The sequence below is a fragment of the Bacillus sp. D386 genome, assembly GCF_006346415.1.
In genome coordinates this window covers 313,834-334,637 of sequence record NZ_VEMV01000005.1, presented here as the reverse complement: position 1 = coordinate 334,637, position 20,804 = coordinate 313,834, and the positions used below count along the sequence as shown (strand labels likewise).

Sequence of the window (20,804 nt, the reverse complement as noted above, 5' to 3'; positions counted from 1 at the left end):
GGATTGAGAAGGAGGGGAACAAATGGCTGAAAAGTCAGCACGTTCCAAAGAAAAAGAAGTAGATAACAACACAGAAATGACATTAGATCAGGTAAAAGAATTTATTACAGAGCTAGGGAAAAAGCGAAACCGCCTTACCTATGAGGATGTAGCAGAGAGACTTTCCAGCTTCGTGCTTGATTCAGAACAAATGGATGAATTTTATGAATATCTTGGAGAACAGGGTATTGATATAGTGAATGAAAGTGATGCTGATGATAATCCAGGGACTCAGGAACTTGAAAAAGAAGAAGAGTTTGATTTAAATGATCTAAGTGTTCCTCCAGGTGTAAAAATTAATGACCCTGTACGCATGTACCTAAAGGAAATTGGTCGTGTTGATCTATTATCTGCTGAAGAAGAAATTGTTTTGGCAGAGCGTATAGAAGAAGGCGATGAAGAAGCGAAAAGACGTCTGGCGGAAGCTAACCTTCGTCTCGTTGTCAGCATTGCGAAAAGATACGTAGGACGCGGCATGTTGTTCCTTGATTTGATTCAGGAAGGTAATATGGGGTTAATTAAAGCAGTTGAGAAATTTGACTACCGTAAAGGTTTCAAATTCAGTACGTATGCAACATGGTGGATCAGACAAGCTATCACTCGTGCTATTGCTGACCAAGCCAGAACAATCCGTATTCCGGTGCATATGGTAGAAACCATTAATAAACTAATCCGGGTCCAAAGACAGCTCCTTCAAGATTTAGGACGCGAGCCTTCTCCAGAAGAGATAGCTGAAGAAATGGACTTAACACCGGAAAAAGTTCGCGAGATTTTAAAAATTGCTCAAGAACCTGTATCATTAGAAACACCAATTGGTGAAGAAGATGACTCTCACCTGGGAGATTTCATTGAAGACCAGGATGCCACATCTCCTTCTGATCATGCAGCATATGAATTATTGAAAGAACAGCTGGAAGATGTATTGGATACTTTAACAGACCGTGAAGAGAATGTTCTTCGTTTACGTTTTGGGTTAGATGATGGCAGAACCCGTACATTGGAAGAGGTTGGTAAAGTATTTGGTGTAACACGTGAGCGTATTCGACAAATCGAAGCGAAAGCTCTTCGTAAATTACGCCATCCGAGTCGCAGTAAACGTCTTAAGGATTTCTTAGAATAGAATATACCATAAATTGGTTTGAAAATAAAACAGCTCTACTGGATTTTCTAAGTAGAGCTGTTTTTTTATTGTAATAAAGTAGACCTTTTCATTTTGACCTCGAGTGGTTCGGTTTATCAGTACATATTAATGTTGTTTGAAATCAATAAACTGGCTTAGGGGAGTGTATGTAAAGAGTTTTCAGTGGGGTGGAATATAGAGAAATACCATGTCATTGACTGGGAATGTTATCCCGAAAATTGATTTGAATTGTAGAAACTATGGAAAACTTTGAAGAAAATGCAAGTTATAACTTTTCCAAAATTGGTTTTTACAGTAAAATAAAGAAGGGTAAATGTAAGTTGATGGTTAATTAGTATTTACATAGGGGAGGGGAACTACTATGAAAAACAATGCATTTATGCCATACATTTTAATTATGGTGATTGGTCTTACACTAGTCTTTTTCTTATCCATTAAGGGCCTTGGGGATGCTGATAAAATGGCCAAGGAGAAAGAAGAAGGTGGAAAAACAGAAGAAACAGCAAGTGCTGATAAACCTGAAGACATTTATAAAGCACAATGCTTATCTTGTCATGGCGGTAATTATGAAGGTGGAGCAGGTCCGAAGCTAACTGGGGTTACGGATAAAGAGCTTATTAAAGATCGTATCGTAAATGGTAAAGGCATGATGCCTGGCGGACTTGTCCCAGAAGACAAAGTTGACGATATGGTTGAGTTTATAGCTGGCTTAAAATAAGTATACGAGCGGGACTCTAAAAGAGGTTCCCTATTTTAAAAACAGGTTAAGGAAACGATTTCGTTTTCCTTAGCCTGTTTTTGTCTTTTTCTGTTATTTGAGAATAAGCTTGCTTAAGTGGAAAGTTCTTTACATTAGCTAAGCATATCCTGTCGGGTAAATACAATAAAGGAAACAAGCAGGGCGCCAAGTCCCCATATTGCTAAAATGGACAAGGAGAAAGGTAAAGTCATTCCATCAACCATGGGCATACTACCTGATAGATAGTCGATTAATTCCATATTCACACTGTAAATATATTTTGCCCCATCCCAGGCCGTTGCAAATCCTTTTAAAATAGCGCCTGCAATAAGGGAAGCAAACATAACCCCCATACCACCAGGCGTGTTACGAATCAGTATAGAGACCATAAGAGCGATTGTACCTACGATAACGCTGACATACCAAACGAGTCCTGCTGACATTAAAATATATTGCCACTGTGGAATGAGCCGGATGGAATCAGTAATCAAGTTGCCATTAGCATATTCGAACCCTGTCGCTATCGGTAATTTCCAGCCCGAAAAATTAAAGAATATTCCAGCTAACAAATAAGCCATAGCTATAACAATTAAAACAATTAATGAAATAAATAGGAGCAGTGTCACATATTTGCTTAAAAGAATCTTCCACCTTTTCACAGGTCGGGTTAGCAATAATTTTATTGTGCCGTCACTGCGCTCTCCGCTGATTATATCAATCGCCACTATCATCACGAGTAAAGGTATAAACATGCCGATTCCCTGCTTTAGGAACTCCCTTACAAATGTTGGAGCACCCGGAGAGCTTGGATTAATATCATGCTCCAAATAGTATTGTTGCTGTTTAACCTGAATGCTTAAATAATGTTTCCACTCTTCTGATATCCCGGTACTGCTAAGGCGGTTCTGACCTTCGACAATTCTCTGCTGAAGAACAACGCGCCAGTCATCTGTACCCATCCGTTTCTCAGTTTCTTTTGTCTGTTGGTTTTGAGCATAAAGGAAAATTGGAATCAGAACTAACAGGATTAGGATGATAACCGCAATACGCCGCTTTTTAATTATTTTTTCTGCTTCGTTAAATACGAGTTTACCGAACTCAATCATGATTGATTCCCCCTGTCAGCTCCATAAATAGATCCTCTAAGGTTAATGTCTTTTCATAAACAGAATGTACGTTAATCCCATTTTCAATCAATAATCGATTGTATGTACTGATTAAATCCGATTGTAAACTGCAAATCAGCAGATTATCTTTTATTTGTAGATCTTGTATGTTTTCTTTTGTTTTCAATAGGTCATATGCTTCTCTTATAGGAGTGACCTTCCACTCGACCCTGTCTCTGGAATGATCAAGTAAATCCTTAACCGTAGAAACGGTAATCATTTTTCCTTTATTGATAATGGCTACCCGGTCACACATTAATTGGATTTCACTTAATAAGTGACTGGATATAAATACGCTGATACCTTCTGTTTCAACTAAATAACGGACAAATTCACGTAATTCCCGTATTCCCGATGGATCAAGGCCATTAGTAGGTTCATCTAATATTAATAATTGCGGATTTCCTAGTAACGCTTGGGCAATTCCAAGGCGTTGCTTCATCCCAAGAGAATAAGTTTTAACTTTGTCGTGTATTCTGCTTTCAAGATTTACCTGCCTTATAATATCCTCGATTCTGTTATCCGGGACATCTCCGAGCATCCGGGCAAACTGTTTGAGATTTTCCCAGCCTGTCAGATACGTATAGAGCTCGGGGTTTTCTACAATCGAGCCTACCTGGCGCATGGCTTGCTTAAATGATGTTCGCAGGTTGTAACCAGCAATTGTAATGGTTCCTTTTGTTGGTTTAATTAAACCGACCAGCATTCGGATGGTAGTTGTCTTACCTGCACCGTTAGGCCCTAAAAAACCAAAAACTTCTCCATGCTTCACTTCAAAGCTGATATCTTCAACAAGGTGATTTCCCTTAATGACTTTGGTTAAATGATCTACTTTTAATACAGATTGACTCATTAATCAATCCCCTCCCAACTGTTGTTGGCTTGCGATGGACTGGATTAATCGTTCTGATATAGCCTCGTAGCCTTTTTTATTTGGATGAAAATGATCCGTGTACAAAAAGTTTTTTCCTTGACCCTGAAATAAGTCAAATACCGGAATGATATGTAATTCGGGGTATTGGGTAGCTAATGTTTGCAGCTGGTGATTCCAGTCAATAACAAACTTAGACGTGTCCCCTAATTCCTTGAATTCTTCAAAGGGATTGTACAGGCTGATCCAATAGATAGGTGCATCCGCATTATTTGACCGGATTATCTCGATAATTTTCTTGCTGTTATTAACAAAAGTATTTGTATCTGGTGTATATTCAGCGAGGTTGGTTGTTAATGTTTCGACACCGGGAAAGAGATCATTTCCTCCAATTGTCATAACTATTAAATCAGCATTCTTAAGAGTATGCTTGGTGCCTGAAGTATCAAGAAGGGTTAGTAAATCGGTTGTTTTAGCTCCGCTGATTGAGAGGTTGGACAAGCTAATCTTCTGATTATAGTCCTCTGTTAATTTGGTGCTTAATCTTTTTACATATCCATCTCCGCTATCATCGCCAACACCTCGAGTTAAAGAATCGCCAAGAGCAACAATAGACAATTTTGTGGTGTCTTTTTTAGTAAGCGGCTCTTTCTCTTTTACCGTTTTATACTGATTAATCTCCTTAGGGTTTATAACTGCCCTGGTACCCTGAATAAAGCCAACGAGTAATAGAAACGTTGTCAGTAAACTAATGATAAGGATTGTACCGGTTACCCACCTTTTTCTCATTTACGCACCTGCTTTACTATAGTTTGGATGTTGATATAGTTTCAGTTTTCACGTTCCTATCTCTATTAAACCAAAATATTGAAACAAGGAGGAATATTTTGGCTGAAAAATATGTTCTGAAGAAAGTCCTTTGCAATAGGGGATGAGTTTTCTTATACTAAAGAAATAAATGAATTCCTATTAAGAGTGGAGTATGAAGTAATGAATGTAGATAAATTATCAAAAAGATTAACGCGAGTAACCTCCTATGTGCCAAAGGGCAGTGTTTTGGCTGATATTGGATCTGACCATGCTTATTTGCCTTGCTATGCAGTTAAAGAAGGCATCGTGCAAAAAGCTATTGCAGGAGAAGTAGTGGAAGGTCCGTTTCAATCTGCGTTAAGCCAGGTGAGGGAATCTAAGCTAGAAGACTCTATATCCGTTCGTAAAGGAAATGGGCTGGAAGTCATATCTCATGGAGAAGTAACATCCATTACAATATGCGGTATGGGTGGGTCTTTAATAACGAGTATTTTAGAAAACGGAAAATCTAAACTATCAGGACGGGAGACCTTAATTCTTCAACCCAATATTGGTGCTCAGTTTATCCGGAAATGGCTGATTGCCGAGGGTTGGGAATTGAAAGCGGAAGAAATCCTGGAAGAGGACGAAAAAATATATGAAATTTTAGTAGCGGAAAAAGGAGAGCCATTGAAGTCTTATCGAGAATTACCTTTTGAAGCAGCAGAATTAATGGGGCCATTTTTATTGAAAGAAAAGAATCCTATCTTTATGAAAAAGTGGACAATGGAGTTAAAGCATTGGAATAAGATTTTGAAACAAATAGAGTCCAGTGAAAACGAACGGACTCAGGAAAAGAAAGAAGAAATCCAAAAATCCATAGAGTTGGTAGAGGAGGCGCTTCAATAATGAAAACACCGAATGGTTATGAAGTCATCCAGCTTTTTGAAAGCTTTTCTCCCAAATATTTAGCTGAGGATGGAGATCCAATTGGATTGCAGGTAGGTAGTCTTGCTAAAAAAGTAAAGAAAGTTATTGTGGCATTGGATGTAACGGAAGAAGTGGTTGATGAAGCTGTAAATCAAGGTGTAGATTTAATAATTGCACATCACCCGTTAATTTTTCGGCCATTAAAAAAAATCATCCCTGATCAGCCTGCAGGGAGAACGATTGAAAAATTAATTAAAAATGATATTGCTCTGTATGCAGCGCATACGAATCTTGACATCGCGGAGGGCGGGGTCAATGATATGCTTGCTGATGCATTGGGACTAGAGAATACTTCTGTTTTGAAGGTTACCCATCGAGAAAAACTTTACAAATTAGCCGTATATACGCCTACTTCAGCTGAAACTGAAGTGCGTGAAGCATTAGGAAAAGCTGGTGCAGGCAATTTGGGCAATTACAGTCATTGCAGTTTTACCCTATCAGGCACGGGTAGATTTAAGCCAAATCAAGAGGCAGATCCGTATATTGGGTCTTCTGGCGAGTTTGAATACGTAGAAGAAGTAAAAATAGAAGTAATTGTTCCGGAATCTATTACAAACAAAGTCGTAAAAGCAATGCTCAAAGCTCATCCTTACGAAGAAGTCGCTTACGATTTGTATGTTCTTGAAAACGAGTCAGGTAAGGAATTTGGTTTAGGTCGAGTAGGTGCTATCTCAGAGGCTATGTCTTTAAGAGAATATGCAGAGCATGTCAAACAGGCACTGGATGTAACTTCTGTTCGTGTAATCGGGAATCTGGACGCGATAGTGAAGAAGGTAGCTGTTTTAGGCGGAGACGGTGATAAATTTGTAAGAACAGCTCAATTTGCTGGTGCTGACGTATTTATTACTGGAGATATTTATTACCATACAGCCGTTGATTTTAAACAAGAAGGGATGAATATCATTGACCCTGGCCATAATGTTGAAAAAATTATGAAACAGGGCGTCGCCAAAAAAATGACATCCCTATGCAAAAACTCCGGCTATGAAATAGAATTCATAGCATCTCAAATAGACACAAACCCATTCCAGGTAATCTAAAAAGCTGAGGCGGCTTGCCCAGAAGCGAGGAGCATAAGACAGGGGCTCGGAAGGAGGTGTTCTTTCCTCCTGTAGAGGTCATGCTTATGTCCTGAGCTTCTAGCCGTCGAAGCTGGATTGACTAAAAGGCTGAGACGACTGGTTGAGGAACAAAGACTAAGAACGCCACGTCGTGTGGCAACATCTTTGTGACCTACATCCTGTAGGCCTCTGAAAAGCATAAGAGAGAGGCTCGGAGGGGATGTTCCTCCCCCGCAGAGGCTATCCTTATGACTCGAGGGACTAGGAGTCGAAGCTAGATTAAATAAAAAGCTGAAGGGCCTTGCTCAGGAGCGAGGAGCATAAGACAAAGGCACGTAGGGGATGCACTTCCCCCGCAGTGGCTTTGCTTATGTCCCGAGCTCCTAGGCCCTGAAGCTAGATTACATAAAAGGCTGAAGGGCTGTAAAAGGAACGAAGACTAAAAGCGCCACGTCCTGTGGCAACGTCTTCATGACCTACATCCTGTAGGCCCGCGAGGAGCATAAGACAGGGGCTCGGAAGGAGGTGTTCTTTCCTCCTGTAGAGGTCATGCTTATGTCCTGAGCTTCTAGCCGTCGAAGCTGGATTGACTAAAAAGTTGAGACGATTGGTTGAGGAACAAAGACTAAGAACGCCACGTTGTGTGGCCACGTCTTTGTGACCAAAACGTCCTGTCTTATGATGACTCGAGCGGTTAAGGCCTGAAGATAGAGTAATACAAAGAAAAAAGGACCCCTGGGTCCTTTTTTCTTTGTAGCTATTGCATTATTTCACTTTCACTTTAGGTAATATTTTGGAAAGAGGTACTTTCTTTTCCGTTTTCCATGTCGATGAATCAGCCGGGTCGAACTGTTCCAAGAATGTAATGACTTCTTTGGTAATAGGTGTTGGTGTGGATGCTCCAGCTGTTACACCAACTACTTGAGCATCTTTAATCCATTCTATTTCCAACTCGCTGACATCAGCAATTCGATAGGCTTTTGTATGGGCGATTTCTTCCGATACCTGTGCTAATCTGTTTGAGTTATTACTCTTAGGATCTCCAACTACAATAAGAACGTCAAGGTCTTTTGCTTGCTCAGCAACAGCTTCCTGACGGACTTGAGTAGCCATGCAAATTTCTTTATGAATTTCTGCTGCAGGATATTTTTTCTTAACTTCATCTATTAAGTCGGCAACATCCCACTGACTCATAGTTGTTTGGTTGGTCACAATGATTTTCTCGTTTTCAATTGTGAGGTCATCAATATCTTGTTTGGACTCAACGAGATGGACGATATCCGGGGCTACACCAACGGCGCCTTCAGGTTCCGGGTGGCCTTTCTTACCGATATAAATGATATCATATCCTTCTTTTTCTTTTGCTTCAATTAAATTATGAGTTGCTGTTACATCCGGACAGGTTGCGTCAATCGTTACAAGCCCCTTTTGTTTGGCAATTTCTCTTACTTCAGGTGAGATACCGTGAGCAGTAAAGATGACAGTGCCGGAATCAACCTTCTCGATTATTTCTTTACGGTCTTTGCCGTCGAGGGTGATAATCCCATCTTGTTCAAACGCTTCCGTTACATGCTGATTATGAACAATCATACCCAGAATATAAATAGGGCGTGGCAAAGTTTTATCTAAAGCGGCATTTCTGGCGATAACCATCGCATCAACAACGCCGTAACAATATCCTCTTGGGGAAATTTTAACTACTTTCATTAATTCAAAAAAACCTCCTTGCTCCATGTCTGTTTGACAGATGGAGTGTTTCTTATATTATAAGCGAGTGATTAAAAACTTACAAAAAGAAATCCTTCGGGAGATATTGCATATGTAGAAAAGCGCTCCTTTTAGGGGCGCTATATAGTTAGATGAAAAGCTTTGGCAGGGATGGTTTCACATTTTGAGGTTTCGATTTTATTATTGTGCTTCCAGGAAGCTCGTGTGAATAGTCTATTTCGCTAGATTCATTCTTTTCCTTTTTAGAGCTTTTAAGAGAAGCTGAAGATTCTATATGGTTGGATGACTCCAAAATGTTTGAGTCGACCTGATCGATAGCTTCTTCTTGATCTTCTGCTGTAGTTGCATTTAATCCCCGATAAATTTTCCACATGGATGGTAAATTTTTAATTAAAGGTCCATATTGCTGAACTTGGCGAACCATTGGTACCACACGTTCCCCTGCTGCTAACACCTTTTGCGTACTGTTCATAAAATTTGTTAAAGTGGAACCTCCTCCGGCAGCTTTAGCAGCTGTACCGGCACCCTGTGCCAAGCCGGAACCTCCTCCTCTGCCAAACAAAGAAGCCAGAAATCCTCCTCCTTGCTTGGGAGCACTTGCTGCTCCAAAAGGAATTCCTCTCCTTGGCATAGGTGGACCGAATAATCCTCTTGTATTAAATTGTGGTGGGGCAGAACCTCTGATAAAGCCTGGTCCTCGTGGCGGGCCGAAAATGGGTGGTCTCATAGGCGGCATATTTAACCCTCCTTTCTATTCAATATTTTACTTAAGTTCCCATAATAGAATATGTCAGTTAGGGACGGTAAAGTGCGAATATATGAAAGAATAGGCTTTTAATCTACAAAAACTTGTTATTAGTCCTTCACATAAGGTAATATGAGAAGGATAGTTGCTAAAAAGCTTGTAAGCATGTCAGAAAGTTGGTAAAAAATGAGTTCATTTAAAATGTTTAAGTTACCCGAATATGTATTGGAAGCTGTTGAGAAGGTAGGATTTAAGGAGCCGACAATCATACAGGAAAGAGTCATTCCAGCTGTATTTAGCGGTAAGAGTATTATAGGGCAGTCACAAACTGGCACTGGAAAAACCCATTCTTTTCTATTGCCGATCATGGCTAAAATCAATCAGGAAAAGATGGAAGTACAGGCTGTAATTACGGCACCGACGAGAGAATTAGCGGCCCAAATTTATAAAGCTGCTGTTTCTTTGAATGAGAAATTTCCTGAAGATAAACAAATTCATATAAAAAGCTATGTAGGTGGAACAGATAAACAACGTTCAATTGACAAGCTCACCGTTCAACCACAGCTTGTGATCGGTACACCTGGTCGTATTAAAGATTTATCGGAAGAAAATGCGTTGAGTGTTTTTTCTGCCGATATTTTAGTAGTTGATGAAGCTGATTTAATGATTGATTTAGGATTTATGGAAGATGTGGATAAAATCGCTTCAAGGATGGCTCCTAAGCTGCAAATGCTAGTATTTTCTGCGACAATTCCAGAAAAGCTACAGCCATTCTTGAAAAAGTATATGAACAATCCGAAACATATCCATGTGGATCCGACAAAAGTGTCTGTAGAAAAATTGGAGCACATTCTCGTTCCTGTTAGACACCGAGACAAGGTTCAATTGGTTAAGTCAATTATTGAACTTCAAAATCCTTTCCTTGTGCTTATTTTTGCTAACACAAAGCAAAACGCAGATGAGCTGGCAGATGCCCTCCTTGAAAAGGGATTGCAGGTAGGAAGACTACACGGTAACTTACCGGCAAGAGAAAGAAAAAGGGTTATGAAAGAGATTAATGCTCTTAAATATCAATATGTTGTAGCGACAGACCTAGCAGCAAGAGGTATTGATATTGAAGGTGTAAGTCATGTGATTAACTATGAACTTCCTCAGGACTTGGATTTCTATATCCATCGCTGTGGCCGTACAGCGCGCGCAGGTATGTCCGGAGTCGCTGTTACCCTTTATGAAGAGAAGGATGATCAAGCTCTGAATAAACTCGAATCCATGGGTGTAACATTCAGCAACCGTGACGTAGTAAAAGGTGAATGGGTTGAAATTGATGACCGCAATAAGCGTAAAAAACGTAAAAATTCACCTAAAGCAGCCGGTGAGGTAAAGAATTATGGTAAATTCTCTAAGCATTTACGTAAAGTAAAGCCTGGCTATAAAAAGAAAGTTAAAGCAGAAGTAGAAAAAATCAAAAAGAGAGAAAGACGCTTAAAGAAAAGATAAAAGGGGGCAAATGGATGCTTAAAATTGGATCACATGTTTCCATGAGCGGAAAGAAAATGCTTTTAGGCGCAAGTGAAGAAGCAGCTTCTTATGGTGCCAATACATTTATGATTTATACAGGCGCTCCTCAAAACACAAGAAGAAAGAAAATCGAGGATTTAAATATTGCAGCAGGCCTATTGCATATGGAGGAAAATGGAATGAGCGATATCGTTGTCCATGCTCCTTATATTATCAATATCGGTAACGCAGTAAATCCCGCTACTTTCCAATTGGGTGTTGATTTTCTTCGTTCGGAAATCGAACGGACGGAAGCTCTGGGGGCCTACCAAATTGTATTGCATCCAGGTGCTCATGTCGGAGAAGGTTCAGAAGTAGGTATTAAAAAGATCATCGAGGGATTAAATGAAGTCATTACCCCTGATCAAAAAGTCCAAATCGCATTAGAAACGATGGCCGGCAAGGGCTCAGAGTGTGGAAGAAGTTTTGAAGAATTAGCGATGATTATCGATGGAGTTACACACAATGATAAGCTGAGTGTTTGCTTTGATACTTGTCATACGCATGATGCGGGTTATGATATTGTGAATGATTTTGATGGCGTTTTAAATCATTTTGATAAAACTGTCGGTGTAGATCGTATTAAAGTGCTGCATATTAATGACAGTAAAAATGAATGTGGAATGAGAAAAGACCGACATGAAAATATCGGGTATGGAAATATTGGTTTTCAGCCTCTTCATTACATTGTCCATCATCCACAATTAAGCTCTGTACCAAAAATATTGGAGACTCCATTTGTAGGTACGGATAAAACAAACAAAAAAGCACCGTATAAACATGAAATTGATATGCTAAGAGATGGAGCTTGGGTAGATTTTCAAGCTTCCATGCTTGGACAAACGGTATAAAGAGAAGGGGAGCAGTACAGATGTACTGCTTCCTTTTTAAATTCCGATCATGCTATAAAATATTTTCTCGATTTTCTGCGCTTTCTCAGCACCGGTAATTTTCTCGATATTTTTTAAAAGCTGTTTTCGTTCAGTCTGATCAAAAATATTAACGGATTTCCCCCGGATTAGTTTGGTTATTTCCTCAGCTTCCGTTTTTGTTAAAGTTAAACCATTCTGCCCGGCAAAATCAAGCAATTCACTGGCAGTGATACGATTGATTTTTAAGTTAACAATGCTTTCAAATAGCTTCAAATTACCACCCCATGTTTACCATATGAAAAGGACAGAAAAAAATGAACTAAATTATACAATATTAAGTAAATGTGTTTACTTTACTGAAATTGTCCTGTATACTACTTGAGGTAAATCGTAATCATTCTTATTAACAGGTGGCCGATTATGAATAATGACTTAATTAAAATTGAACATGTTACTTATAAATATGAGAGAGAAAACGTTCTGGAAGATATTAATTTATCCGTCAAGGATGGAGATTTTCTAGCTATTGTCGGACCGAACGGTTCTGGCAAATCAACATTGCTGAAGCTGATGCTTGGATTAAATAAAGTACAGCAAGGAGAAATTTTCTTATTCGGTGAGAAAATAAACAAATTTAAAAATTGGGAGAAAATTGGCTATGTATCACAAAAGGCCAATTCCTTTAACAGTGGTTTCCCAGCTACAGTGGAAGAAGTTGTAGCAAGCGGATTAACGAAGAAAATAGGACTTTTTCGTTTCTATAATAAAACTCATCGCCAAAAAGTGGTGAAAGCGCTCAAAGAAGTAGGAATGCAGGATTTCATCAAAAGACCAATTGGAGAATTATCGGGCGGTCAGCAACAACGGGTATTCATTGCAAGAGCACTGGTCAGCGATCCTGCTATGTTAATACTGGATGAACCTACAGTTGGTGTAGATGTAAAGAATGTTACTAATTTTTATGACCTGCTTTACGATTTAAACCGTAACCTTGGATTGACACTTATTTTGGTTACTCACGATACTGGTACCATTACAGAAAAGGTCACTCATATTGCATGTCTAAATAAACAATTGCATTTTCACGGGAATACATGTGAATATGAACATTTAGATGATAAGGATATGTCAGCTTTTTATGGCCATGATGTTTATACATTAACACATGATCATTAATTTGGAGGAAGTAGTATGTTATCAATGTTTCAGTATGAATTTCTACAAAATGCCTTTCTAGCGGGGATTGTGATTGGTATTATTGCTCCGCTGTTGGGTGTATTTATTGTAGTTCGAAAACTCTCCTTAATTGCAGATGCCCTTAGCCATGTAACCCTGACTGGAATTGCATTCAGTTTGTTACTAAGTAAGGAAGTGCCTGCACTGGGTCCTATCAACCCTTTATATATGGGGATGGCCTTCTCGGTAACGGGATCGCTTTTTATAGAGCGACTGCGTTCAGTCTATAAACATTATCAGGAACTTGCCATTCCAATCATTCTTTCCGGAGGAGTAGGGTTGGGAGCGATTTTTATCTCGCTCGCTAATGGCTTCACGACTGATTTATTTGGATATTTATTTGGGAGTGTCAGTGCGGTAAGTCGGACAGACTTATGGATTGTTTTGGCAATCAGTATTGCTGTTATCGCAATTGTTATATTCTTATATAAAGAATTATTCCTTTTATCCTTTGATGAGGAGCATGCTAAAACTTCCGGAATACCGGCTAAAGCGATTCACTTTATCTTTATCGTGCTCGTTGCTTTGGTCATTGCCATTTCTATGAGAATTGTGGGTGTCCTGCTTGTTTCTTCATTAATGACTTTACCGGTAGCGGCTGCCTTAAAAGTAGCGAAGGGGTTTAAACAAACCATTTTTATTTCCATTCTGTTTGGAGAATTGGCTGTAATAGGCGGATTATTCACATCCTATTACTTAAATCTTGCTCCGGGTGGTACAATCGTTGTATTGGCAATTATCATTCTTTTAATCACAATTTTTATCAAGAAATGGAGAATGACTGCGTAAGGAGGTATCTGAAGATGGATGTTAAAGAAGCAATACAACTCTTGAAAGATAAGGGCTACAAATACACTGAGAAGCGTGAAGACATGCTTGAACTTTTTTCGAAGAGCAATCGTTATTTAACAGCCAAAGAAGTCCTTGAAAAATTGAAAAGTTCGTACCCAGGTATGAGCTATGACACGATATACCGAAATTTATCCTTGTATGCAAACTTAGGGATTCTAGAAACCACTGAGTTATCTGGTGAAAAAAGATTTCGATTTGCTTGTGTTGGAAATCATCATCATCATCATTTCATTTGTATGGAATGCGGAAAAACTCGTAATGTAGAGTTATGTCCAATGGAAAAAATAACAGAGGATTTTAAAGGATATGATATTTCAGGACATAAATTTGAAATATACGGAAGATGTCCAGATTGTTTGCAGGAGAATATACAACAAAGTAACTAGAAAGGAGCCATTCTGCGATTGGAGAGTGGCTCCTTTTTATTACCGATTTTCCTTAGTCCAATGGTTTACCCACTGATAGGCTTCTGCCCAATTTTCCACCCTGATCACATTGTTTGGGATAGCCATTCGATTATAAGGTGCGTCAAATAAGATGACTGGAATTTCACATTCTTCAGCAATTGCAACAGCGTTATCGTGCTTATCCTCAAAGAAAAGATCGATTTCGTGTTTTTTTACCGTTGCAATTTTATTATGCGTACCGATTAATTCGATGTGGTGATACAGTAAATCGTTTTTACTGAACCACTCCTTTGTAACCGGCAATAAAGTTTGATTTCTGGCACTGATGAAAAACAGTTCATATATTTCTTTCCATTCCTGTAAAACTCGTTTGGCATCCTTTGCCATAGGTGATTCAGAATAGATGATGGGTTCGTGTTTTTGAAACCAAAGATCAAATTCATGCTCTGGAACATTTACAAACGGATAAAATTCATATTGGTTAATATCCTCTAATGTTAATTGTAAGCGAAAGGCTTTGTTGATATAAGGAAGCATGGAATCCTGTGTAGTGATGGTACCATCAATATCTATTCCAAAACGTTTAGGTTTTGACATGAAGCATTTCCTCCAAAATATGTTTGTATGTAGTTTACATCAAAATGCGACAAATTGCTTTTCTAAATTTTGTAGATTCATGCAACAATCTCTGCTTATGAGTAAGCCTTTTATGGAGCAAACTAGGAAGGCTTCAATAAAGGAAGGTAGGGAATGCTATTGTCAGCCTCAAAAAGACATTGGAATGCAAGAAATAAAAGAGATAAATTTAAAAATGAAGTCGTGTGTCAAAAGCTAAATTATCATGAGGAGACCGGAGCAGAATTTATGGATTCTGCTGAATACAGACGTCATAGTCAAACAGGAAATAATAATAAGACCACTTCTAAAGCTAGCAGCTTTGGTATAGTGGCGTTAGCCTTGTCAATTGCCTCTCTATTTTTTATGCCGGTGATTTTTGGAACAATTGGCATTGTCGCAGGGATTTTTGCGATGAAAACTGAATCGCGTATGATGGGGATAGCAGCAATAGTAATTGGTGTATTTTCTGTTGTTGCTGGTCTTTTGGTATATCCCTTTTTCTAATACAGTAGGCATGCTATCGTTTATGGGCTTTCAAATCTCAAATAGTTTAGGGGTTGGATTTTTATCCAATCCCTCCAATCATAAATAACAGATATAAAACAAAGAACTTCAAAATAATTATTATTTTGAAGTTCTTTGTTTACATATACTAGGCAAAAGAATAAATTCTCATACCTTTAATAAAGTTTAAAGTTTTTGGTTCGAACCTGAATTGCTTCTGCTTAATTTAAGACAGGCTTGCTTTTTCTTTTTCAATTCTTTGTTTTTCGTAATACTCTTCAGCAAGGATATCGATTTCTTTTTTTAGTTCCTCAACCATTATTTCTTCTGGTACTTTACGAACGATTTTACCCTTGCGGAACAATAGACCTTCTCCGCGAGCACCAGCAATGCCGATATCTGCTTCTCTTGCTTCGCCAGGTCCGTTAACGGCACATCCTAATACCGCCACTTTAATTGGAGCTTTAATTTTTTGAATATATTCATCCACTTCGTTAGCAATGGAAATTAAATCAATCTCTATACGTCCGCACGTCGGACATGATATTAAGGTAGCGGAATTGGCTGATAAACCAAATACTTTTAACAGCTCTCTGGCTACTTTGACTTCTTCAACCGGATCAGCACTTAAAGAAATACGCAAAGTATTCCCAATACCTTTACTTAATAAGGCACCTATGCCGGCAGAACTCTTAATCGTTCCTGAAAATAACGTGCCGGATTCTGTGATTCCAAGGTGAAGTGGATAATCAAAGGCCTGTGCTGCCTTTTCATAGGCTTCAATTGCCAAGCGTACATCAGATGCTTTCATTGATACAATGATGTCATGGAAGTCTAAGTCTTCTAGAATTTTTATATGATGTAAAGCACTCTCAACCATACCGTCTGCAGTTGGGTAACCGTATTTTTCAAGGATTTTACGTTCTAAAGATCCTGCGTTGACCCCGATACGAATTGGAATCCCTTTCGCTTTAGCTGCTTTTACAACGGCTTCCACTTTTTCGCGTCTGCCAATATTGCCCGGGTTAATACGGATTTTATCAGCTCCGCCTTCAATCGCGATTAAAGCAAGACGATAGTCAAAGTGAATATCAACTACTAAAGGTATATTAATGCGTTTTTTTATTTCAGAAATTGCATGAGCAGCCCGTTCATCAGGACAAGCTACACGTACAATTTGGCAGCCCGCTTCTTCTAAACGATTTATTTCCGCGACTGTTGCTTCTACATCATGTGTTTTCGTTGTCGTCATACTTTGTATTATAACTTCATCGTTGCCACCGATAGTCAGTGGTCCCACTTTTACGGGGCGGGTTTTTGTACGATGTATTAGTTCACTCACTGGTCATTCTCTCCTTTTAGGCTGTCTGCCTCAATACCAATAAATATATTATCTTCTAAATTATTGTATCAGCGTTTTAGCTAAAATAACAATAAAGTTGATTATGAATTGGCTATTTAGTAATTTTTAAATCGGTAAGTTTGTCCGATTTCTATTTCTTCCGGTTTCATTCCGTTATTTAATAAAGAAAAGTCTTCAATCATTTGATCAATCGGTACTGGTATAGTACCTTCATTTTTCTCTATTATAGAAAGAACGGTATCTCCCGGCTCTACTTTTATATTATAGTAGTTTTCATTCATTTTATCCATATTCTCGGAGGAGTAGGCAGGAAGGGTGCCTACACTTATATCAAAATATATCGAGTAAGCTACTATACAAAAGCCGATAAACAGGATTATTCTTTTCATCTCTTTTAGCACTCCCTCCATCTTTTACTAGAGTATATGAAGTTAGTAGAGATAATAGAATTGATTTTGAAGGATTTTTTTAGAGCTAACGTTTAGATAGAATAGAGGACATGTTGACCTGGATGACCCGCATTTAATACTAGAGGCTAAAGATAAACCCTTCCGCAGAAATTCGGAAGGGCTACACTTTATGATTGTACGGTCTTTTGTTTACTTTTTTGAATAGGCATTTCTTTAATAGTCAGGTAGATCATCATTAGTGTAATAAACCATTTGACATAAACATCACCTATTACAGGAACCTGAATAAAATTCATAAACGTAAAGAACGTTACGGCTAATGTAAAGCTGTAAGTGGCTATCCTCCACTGCTGTCCAAAAGTAGCTTTTCTGTTCATGGAAGTTACAAATAAGCCGGTAAGGTAGGCTAGAAGTGTAATCTCCAAGAAGAATATTGCTGTTGTAAATAGATACATGACTAACATACATAGACCGATTATTATGTATAAAGATGTTTTTGCAGATTTAATATAATCGCTGGCCTTTTCATTGGTTAATTCAAGACCGGGTATCATAGAATAAGGAATTGTTTGTGATTCCCCGTCTGCAGCAATGACAAATTCATCCTTTAGAATTCCAAAGTCTACTCCGGTAGGGCTGGTGATATCATTTGCATTCAAACTACCGGTGCTGTCAAAATGGAACGTAGCTACATCATCATTAATAATGACAGGTAATGATTCATCTGAATGAAGTCTGCCATCTTTAATTTCAAATTCAGGAAAATCTGTTGTTAATGTTTTTGCCATATGATCTGCCCCATCTAGGATTGCATTTGTAAGATAGATCGATGATGGTAAAATAGTTATTAGAGATAATAAAAAAGCATAGAGGATGGCTTTCCCTATACCCTGAAAGCGAAAGGACGCAATATGCTTTGGCGAGTATAGACTTTTAATAAATTGTGAGAATATATTCATGGGCTACAACACCTTTTTTTAAATTCATTCTTTATTCTATCTGGCTTATGTCGATAAGACAAGAAAGTTCTGCTTATTATAGCGAAACAAATCGAAAAAGTGTTAAGTGTGTATTGAATTAGGGTATTTGAGAGGAGTGTCGAAGATGGATTGGATGAATTGGCTTATTATTTGGCTGGTATTTATTATTGGGTTTGTAGGATTGATATATCCTATTATTCCAAGCGTTCTATTTATAGTAGGTGGAATGCTTTTATATGGGGTATTCTTTTCATTTGAACCGTTTTCGTGGTTTTTTTGGATTGTACAGGGAATGTTTGTTTTACTTTTGTTTGGTGCAGATTATTTGGTTAATCTTTTTGGTGTTAAGAAATTTGGGGGTTCAAAAGCAGGTGTTTGGGGTAGTACGATAGGATTGCTGATTGGACCGTTTGTTATTCCTTTTCTTGGTATTATACTGGGGCCGTTTTTAGGTGCAGTCATAGCTGAATTGTTGGTACATAAACAGTCGCTAAAAAATGCAGTGAAAATTGGTATGGGTTCTGTCGTTGGATTTGTCGGCAGTGTGATAACCAAATTTATCATTCAGACCATTATGATTGTGTATTTCTTTATCCGAGTGCTTTGATAAGGCATAAAGGTTGAAATAAACGGTTTCAATTGCTAATCTAAAGATAAAGACTTTCGTAACACACGAACTTACAGAATTGCCCGAAAGTACTTATTCTTACAATTATTAGGAGGAGAGAATTATGGCTTATTCTTTACCACAATTACCGTATGAGTATGATGCGTTGGAGCCTCATATCGACAAAGAAACAATGAATATTCATCACACAAAACATCATAACACGTATGTGACTAACTTAAACAATGCTTTAGAAGGACAGGAAACATTGGCAGCAAAAAGCTTGGAAGATCTTTTAGCTGACATCGACTCTGTACCTGAAAGCATTCGTACTGCTGTTAGAAACAATGGCGGTGGACATGCTAACCACACATTATTCTGGAATATTCTATCTCCTAATGGGGGCGGACAACCAGAAGGTGAATTAGCTGATGCACTAACAGCTAAATTTGGAAGCTTTGAAAACTTTAAAGAAGAGTTTGCGAAAGCTGCTACAACTCGTTTTGGTTCCGGTTGGGCTTGGCTTACTGTTAAAGATGGTGAGTTAGAACTTTCCAGCACTGCTAATCAGGATTCTCCATTAATGGAAGGTAAAACACCAATCCTAGGTCTTGATGTTTGGGAGCATGCATACTACTTAAACTACCAAAACCGTCGTCCTGAATACATTAATTCTTTCTGGAATGTTGTAAATTGGGATGAAGTTTCTAAGCGCTACGCAGCAGCAAAATAATCGTATAATAAGTGTGGATACAGGAAATGAATCCGATTCGTTTCCTGTATCTTTTTTTGTGCAAAAAATAAAGGATTGTGCTGTTAACAAATACCAAATGATTTAATTCTACATAAGAGGATTATCTACAGGAAAACTAACCGGAAGTGAAGGGGAGTTTTTATGAAAATGGATAATCAATTTGTCAATAAAATAAAAACAAATAAAGAACTTTATATCCTTTTGTTAATTGGAGCACTTTATTCATTGAGTACGGCTCTTTCCAATACTTTTGTCAATATCTATTTATGGAAACAGTCTGAGGCATTGATCAATCTGGGGATTTATAATCTGTCCGTTGTAATCCTACAGGGAGTTACCTTTATTTTAGCTGGGAAATTGGCTAAACGCATAGATCGTATTATTGTACTGAGGATTGGAATCTTGTTTTTAGCTGCATTTTATATAGCGGTCCTGACATTCAGTTCTACCTCTCACCTTTATCTTGTTCTGATTGGTGGTTTACTTGGAATAGGATATGGATTCTATTGGCTTGCATATAATCTCATGACATTCGAAATTACCGAACCTGAAACTAGAGATACATTTAATGGGCTCCAAGGGATAACTGGGTCTATCGGCGGAATGATTGGTCCTTTTTTTGCGGGATATATTATTACGGTTTTGACTGATAACAATGGTTATCTGTTCATTTTTGGAGTTTCCCTGTGTTTGTTTATCGTGGCAGTACTTGTCAGTTTCTTATTAAAAAGCAGAGCAGCTAATGGGAAGTATATGCTGAAGCGTATTCTTGATGAAAGAAAAAATAATAAAGATTGGAGAAGAATTACGTATGCTAATTTTTCGCAGGGGCTAAGGGAAGGGACGTTTCTCTTTGTTGTTTCCGTTTTTGTATTTGTCGAAACGGGTAGCGAAATGGCTTTAGGTACATATGGATTAATTAGTTCAGGAGTATCATTTATTGCTTATTTTTTAGTCAGCAGATATATAAAGGTTCGTTACCGAAAATGGTCGATGCTGGTGGGGGCCATTTTCCTTTATGGTTCAATCTTTTTTCTGATATATCAAGTGTCATTCACTAAACTGCTTACATATGCGTCTATTCTTGCAGTAGCTTATCCCTTATTGCTTGTCCCCTATATGTCTGTCACGTATGATGTAATAGGACGATCCTGGGAAGCGGGGGAACATCGTATCGAATATGTGGTAATCCGGGAATTATTTTTAAATATGGGAAGAGCCGCATCGATTCTTATGTTTATATTGTTCATTAAAATTTTGCCGGAGAGTACCGGCATCAAAATATTGCTATTATTATTAGGGTCCGGACATCTGTTTGTTTATTATTTTGTAAAAGACATCAAGATGTAAGAAACTAAAAGTTGCTGGAATCTTT

The 20,804-nt window shown here is 38.3% G+C and carries 23 protein-coding genes; 13 read left to right on the top strand and 10 right to left on the bottom strand.

All coding sequences use genetic code 11. The features are described 5' to 3' along the window. Positions 1–22 precede the first annotated feature (22 nt). Together rpoD and cccA are read left to right on the top strand one after the other, a co-directional pair. Entirely contained in the window at positions 23–1,159 is a 1,137-nt protein-coding gene (gene rpoD / locus FHY45_RS16585; RefSeq protein ID WP_066105200.1) for an RNA polymerase sigma factor RpoD, read from the top strand. A gap of 382 nt (positions 1,160–1,541) precedes the next feature. Beyond that, positions 1,542–1,898: a cytochrome c550 gene (gene cccA / locus FHY45_RS16580; RefSeq protein ID WP_066105198.1), complete on the top strand. Its 357-nt coding sequence runs from the start codon at positions 1,542–1,544 to the stop codon at positions 1,896–1,898. Positions 1,899–2,032: 134 nt separating this feature from the next. On the opposite strand, the gene FHY45_RS16575 is transcribed toward cccA, so the two are convergent. Genes FHY45_RS16575 through FHY45_RS16565 form a run of 3 tightly spaced genes read right to left on the bottom strand, consistent with a single transcriptional unit; the run spans position 2,033 to position 4,745 of the window. Then, the gene (locus FHY45_RS16575) at positions 2,033–3,025 is read right to left on the bottom strand and encodes an ABC transporter permease (protein WP_066105195.1); all 993 of its coding nucleotides are present in this window, start codon (positions 3,023–3,025) and stop codon (positions 2,033–2,035) included. Then, positions 3,018–3,938: an ABC transporter ATP-binding protein gene (locus tag FHY45_RS16570; RefSeq protein WP_066105192.1), complete on the bottom strand. Its 921-nt coding sequence runs from the start codon at positions 3,936–3,938 to the stop codon at positions 3,018–3,020. The genes FHY45_RS16575 and FHY45_RS16570 overlap by 8 nt, the downstream gene beginning before the upstream one ends. A gap of 3 nt (positions 3,939–3,941) precedes the next feature. Further along, a complete protein-coding gene (locus FHY45_RS16565) occupies positions 3,942–4,745 on the bottom strand; it encodes a GDSL-type esterase/lipase family protein (RefSeq protein WP_139892587.1) in 804 nt (267 codons plus the stop codon). A 201-nt stretch (positions 4,746–4,946) separates the two neighbouring features. Here FHY45_RS16565 and FHY45_RS16560 point away from each other — a divergent pair, with 201 nt between their 5' ends. Further along, a complete protein-coding gene (locus FHY45_RS16560; RefSeq protein ID WP_066105189.1) occupies positions 4,947–5,654 on the top strand; it encodes a tRNA (adenine(22)-N(1))-methyltransferase in 708 nt (235 codons plus the stop codon). Next, on the top strand, positions 5,654–6,775 hold the full coding sequence (locus FHY45_RS16555; protein WP_139892584.1) for a Nif3-like dinuclear metal center hexameric protein: 1,122 nt from the start codon (positions 5,654–5,656) through the stop codon (positions 6,773–6,775). Before FHY45_RS16560 ends, FHY45_RS16555 begins: the two co-directional genes overlap by 1 nt. Before the next feature lie 786 nt (positions 6,776–7,561). Here FHY45_RS16555 and FHY45_RS16550 read toward each other — a convergent pair. Then, positions 7,562–8,503 carry a 4-hydroxy-3-methylbut-2-enyl diphosphate reductase gene (locus FHY45_RS16550; protein ID WP_066105183.1) on the bottom strand — a complete coding sequence of 314 codons (942 nt, stop codon included), beginning with the start codon at positions 8,501–8,503 and terminating at the stop codon, positions 7,562–7,564. 148 nt (positions 8,504–8,651) lie between these two features. Further along, a complete protein-coding gene (vrrA, locus tag FHY45_RS16545; RefSeq protein WP_139892582.1) occupies positions 8,652–9,260 on the bottom strand; it encodes a VrrA/YqfQ family protein in 609 nt (202 codons plus the stop codon). A gap of 210 nt (positions 9,261–9,470) precedes the next feature. Between vrrA and FHY45_RS16540 the strand changes: the two genes are divergently transcribed. Then, the gene (locus FHY45_RS16540) at positions 9,471–10,766 is read left to right on the top strand and encodes a DEAD/DEAH box helicase (protein WP_225983608.1); all 1,296 of its coding nucleotides are present in this window, start codon (positions 9,471–9,473) and stop codon (positions 10,764–10,766) included. 14 nt (positions 10,767–10,780) lie between these two features. After that, a complete protein-coding gene (locus tag FHY45_RS16535; RefSeq protein WP_139892580.1) occupies positions 10,781–11,677 on the top strand; it encodes a deoxyribonuclease IV in 897 nt (298 codons plus the stop codon). Positions 11,678–11,713: 36 nt separating this feature from the next. Here FHY45_RS16535 and FHY45_RS16530 read toward each other — a convergent pair whose 3' ends face one another. After that, the gene (locus FHY45_RS16530) at positions 11,714–11,971 is read right to left on the bottom strand and encodes a DUF2624 family protein (RefSeq protein ID WP_066105175.1); all 258 of its coding nucleotides are present in this window, start codon (positions 11,969–11,971) and stop codon (positions 11,714–11,716) included. A gap of 147 nt (positions 11,972–12,118) precedes the next feature. Between FHY45_RS16530 and FHY45_RS16525 the strand changes: the two genes are divergently transcribed. Genes FHY45_RS16525 through FHY45_RS16515 form a run of 3 tightly spaced genes read left to right on the top strand, consistent with a single transcriptional unit; the run spans position 12,119 to position 14,172 of the window. Beyond that, complete coding sequence (locus tag FHY45_RS16525) at positions 12,119–12,874, top strand: metal ABC transporter ATP-binding protein (protein ID WP_066105172.1); 756 nt, start codon at positions 12,119–12,121, stop codon at positions 12,872–12,874. A gap of 15 nt (positions 12,875–12,889) precedes the next feature. Then, positions 12,890–13,723 carry a metal ABC transporter permease gene (locus FHY45_RS16520; RefSeq protein WP_066105169.1) on the top strand — a complete coding sequence of 278 codons (834 nt, stop codon included), beginning with the start codon at positions 12,890–12,892 and terminating at the stop codon, positions 13,721–13,723. A gap of 14 nt (positions 13,724–13,737) precedes the next feature. Then, on the top strand, positions 13,738–14,172 hold the full coding sequence (locus tag FHY45_RS16515; protein ID WP_066105166.1) for a Fur family transcriptional regulator: 435 nt from the start codon (positions 13,738–13,740) through the stop codon (positions 14,170–14,172). A 39-nt stretch (positions 14,173–14,211) separates the two neighbouring features. On the opposite strand, the gene FHY45_RS16510 is transcribed toward FHY45_RS16515, so the two are convergent. Then, the gene (locus tag FHY45_RS16510) at positions 14,212–14,790 is read right to left on the bottom strand and encodes a 5' nucleotidase, NT5C type (RefSeq protein ID WP_066105163.1); all 579 of its coding nucleotides are present in this window, start codon (positions 14,788–14,790) and stop codon (positions 14,212–14,214) included. Between the two features lie 153 nt (positions 14,791–14,943). On the opposite strand from FHY45_RS16510, the gene FHY45_RS16505 reads away from it, so the two are divergent. Further along, the gene (locus FHY45_RS16505) at positions 14,944–15,315 is read left to right on the top strand and encodes a DUF308 domain-containing protein (RefSeq protein ID WP_066105160.1); all 372 of its coding nucleotides are present in this window, start codon (positions 14,944–14,946) and stop codon (positions 15,313–15,315) included. Positions 15,316–15,541: 226 nt separating this feature from the next. Here the strand turns inward: FHY45_RS16505 and ispG are convergent, their stop codons facing one another. From ispG to FHY45_RS16490, 3 genes are all read right to left on the bottom strand, one after another. Further along, the gene (ispG, locus tag FHY45_RS16500; RefSeq protein WP_139892578.1) at positions 15,542–16,657 is read right to left on the bottom strand and encodes a flavodoxin-dependent (E)-4-hydroxy-3-methylbut-2-enyl-diphosphate synthase; all 1,116 of its coding nucleotides are present in this window, start codon (positions 16,655–16,657) and stop codon (positions 15,542–15,544) included. Positions 16,658–16,773: 116 nt separating this feature from the next. Continuing rightward, positions 16,774–17,067, bottom strand: a complete 294-nt coding sequence (locus FHY45_RS16495) for a hypothetical protein (protein WP_066105152.1) — start codon at positions 17,065–17,067, stop codon at positions 16,774–16,776. Between the two features lie 188 nt (positions 17,068–17,255). Beyond that, positions 17,256–18,047 carry a DUF1189 domain-containing protein gene (locus FHY45_RS16490; protein WP_139892576.1) on the bottom strand — a complete coding sequence of 264 codons (792 nt, stop codon included), beginning with the start codon at positions 18,045–18,047 and terminating at the stop codon, positions 17,256–17,258. A 145-nt stretch (positions 18,048–18,192) separates the two neighbouring features. Here FHY45_RS16490 and FHY45_RS16485 point away from each other — a divergent pair, with 145 nt between their 5' ends. From FHY45_RS16485 to FHY45_RS16475, 3 genes are all read left to right on the top strand, one after another. Next, on the top strand, positions 18,193–18,675 hold the full coding sequence (locus FHY45_RS16485) for a DUF456 domain-containing protein (protein WP_066105145.1): 483 nt from the start codon (positions 18,193–18,195) through the stop codon (positions 18,673–18,675). Between the two features lie 124 nt (positions 18,676–18,799). Then, entirely contained in the window at positions 18,800–19,408 is a 609-nt protein-coding gene (locus tag FHY45_RS16480; protein WP_139892575.1) for a superoxide dismutase, read from the top strand. A gap of 162 nt (positions 19,409–19,570) precedes the next feature. Further along, positions 19,571–20,779, top strand: coding sequence for an MFS transporter (locus FHY45_RS16475; RefSeq protein WP_066105141.1), 1,209 nt, complete (start codon positions 19,571–19,573; stop codon positions 20,777–20,779). Positions 20,780–20,804: the final 25 nt, after the last annotated feature.

What these genes read in the sequence shown, in the direction of transcription:
- FHY45_RS16525 (WP_066105172.1), top strand. Translation starts at nt 12,119, where the DNA reads ATGAATAATGACTTAATTAAAATTGAACATGTTACTTATAAATATGAG.
- FHY45_RS16480 (WP_139892575.1), top strand. Translation starts at nt 18,800, where the DNA reads ATGGCTTATTCTTTACCACAATTACCGTATGAGTATGATGCGTTGGAG.
- FHY45_RS16520 (WP_066105169.1), top strand. Translation starts at nt 12,890, where the DNA reads ATGTTATCAATGTTTCAGTATGAATTTCTACAAAATGCCTTTCTAGCG.
- FHY45_RS16540 (WP_225983608.1), top strand. Translation starts at nt 9,471, where the DNA reads ATGTTTAAGTTACCCGAATATGTATTGGAAGCTGTTGAGAAGGTAGGA.
- FHY45_RS16475 (WP_066105141.1), top strand. Translation starts at nt 19,571, where the DNA reads ATGAAAATGGATAATCAATTTGTCAATAAAATAAAAACAAATAAAGAA.
- vrrA (WP_139892582.1), bottom strand. Translation starts at nt 9,260, where the DNA reads ATGCCGCCTATGAGACCACCCATTTTCGGCCCGCCACGAGGACCAGGC.
- FHY45_RS16550 (WP_066105183.1), bottom strand. Translation starts at nt 8,503, where the DNA reads ATGAAAGTAGTTAAAATTTCCCCAAGAGGATATTGTTACGGCGTTGTT.
- FHY45_RS16490 (WP_139892576.1), bottom strand. Translation starts at nt 18,047, where the DNA reads ATGAATATATTCTCACAATTTATTAAAAGTCTATACTCGCCAAAGCAT.
- FHY45_RS16570 (WP_066105192.1), bottom strand. Translation starts at nt 3,938, where the DNA reads ATGAGTCAATCTGTATTAAAAGTAGATCATTTAACCAAAGTCATTAAG.
- FHY45_RS16510 (WP_066105163.1), bottom strand. Translation starts at nt 14,790, where the DNA reads ATGTCAAAACCTAAACGTTTTGGAATAGATATTGATGGTACCATCACT.
- FHY45_RS16495 (WP_066105152.1), bottom strand. Translation starts at nt 17,067, where the DNA reads ATGAAAAGAATAATCCTGTTTATCGGCTTTTGTATAGTAGCTTACTCG.
- rpoD (WP_066105200.1), top strand. Translation starts at nt 23, where the DNA reads ATGGCTGAAAAGTCAGCACGTTCCAAAGAAAAAGAAGTAGATAACAAC.
- FHY45_RS16485 (WP_066105145.1), top strand. Translation starts at nt 18,193, where the DNA reads ATGGATTGGATGAATTGGCTTATTATTTGGCTGGTATTTATTATTGGG.
- FHY45_RS16515 (WP_066105166.1), top strand. Translation starts at nt 13,738, where the DNA reads ATGGATGTTAAAGAAGCAATACAACTCTTGAAAGATAAGGGCTACAAA.
- FHY45_RS16560 (WP_066105189.1), top strand. Translation starts at nt 4,947, where the DNA reads ATGAATGTAGATAAATTATCAAAAAGATTAACGCGAGTAACCTCCTAT.
- FHY45_RS16505 (WP_066105160.1), top strand. Translation starts at nt 14,944, where the DNA reads ATGCTATTGTCAGCCTCAAAAAGACATTGGAATGCAAGAAATAAAAGA.
- FHY45_RS16555 (WP_139892584.1), top strand. Translation starts at nt 5,654, where the DNA reads ATGAAAACACCGAATGGTTATGAAGTCATCCAGCTTTTTGAAAGCTTT.
- FHY45_RS16575 (WP_066105195.1), bottom strand. Translation starts at nt 3,025, where the DNA reads ATGATTGAGTTCGGTAAACTCGTATTTAACGAAGCAGAAAAAATAATT.
- FHY45_RS16565 (WP_139892587.1), bottom strand. Translation starts at nt 4,745, where the DNA reads ATGAGAAAAAGGTGGGTAACCGGTACAATCCTTATCATTAGTTTACTG.
- FHY45_RS16535 (WP_139892580.1), top strand. Translation starts at nt 10,781, where the DNA reads ATGCTTAAAATTGGATCACATGTTTCCATGAGCGGAAAGAAAATGCTT.
- cccA (WP_066105198.1), top strand. Translation starts at nt 1,542, where the DNA reads ATGAAAAACAATGCATTTATGCCATACATTTTAATTATGGTGATTGGT.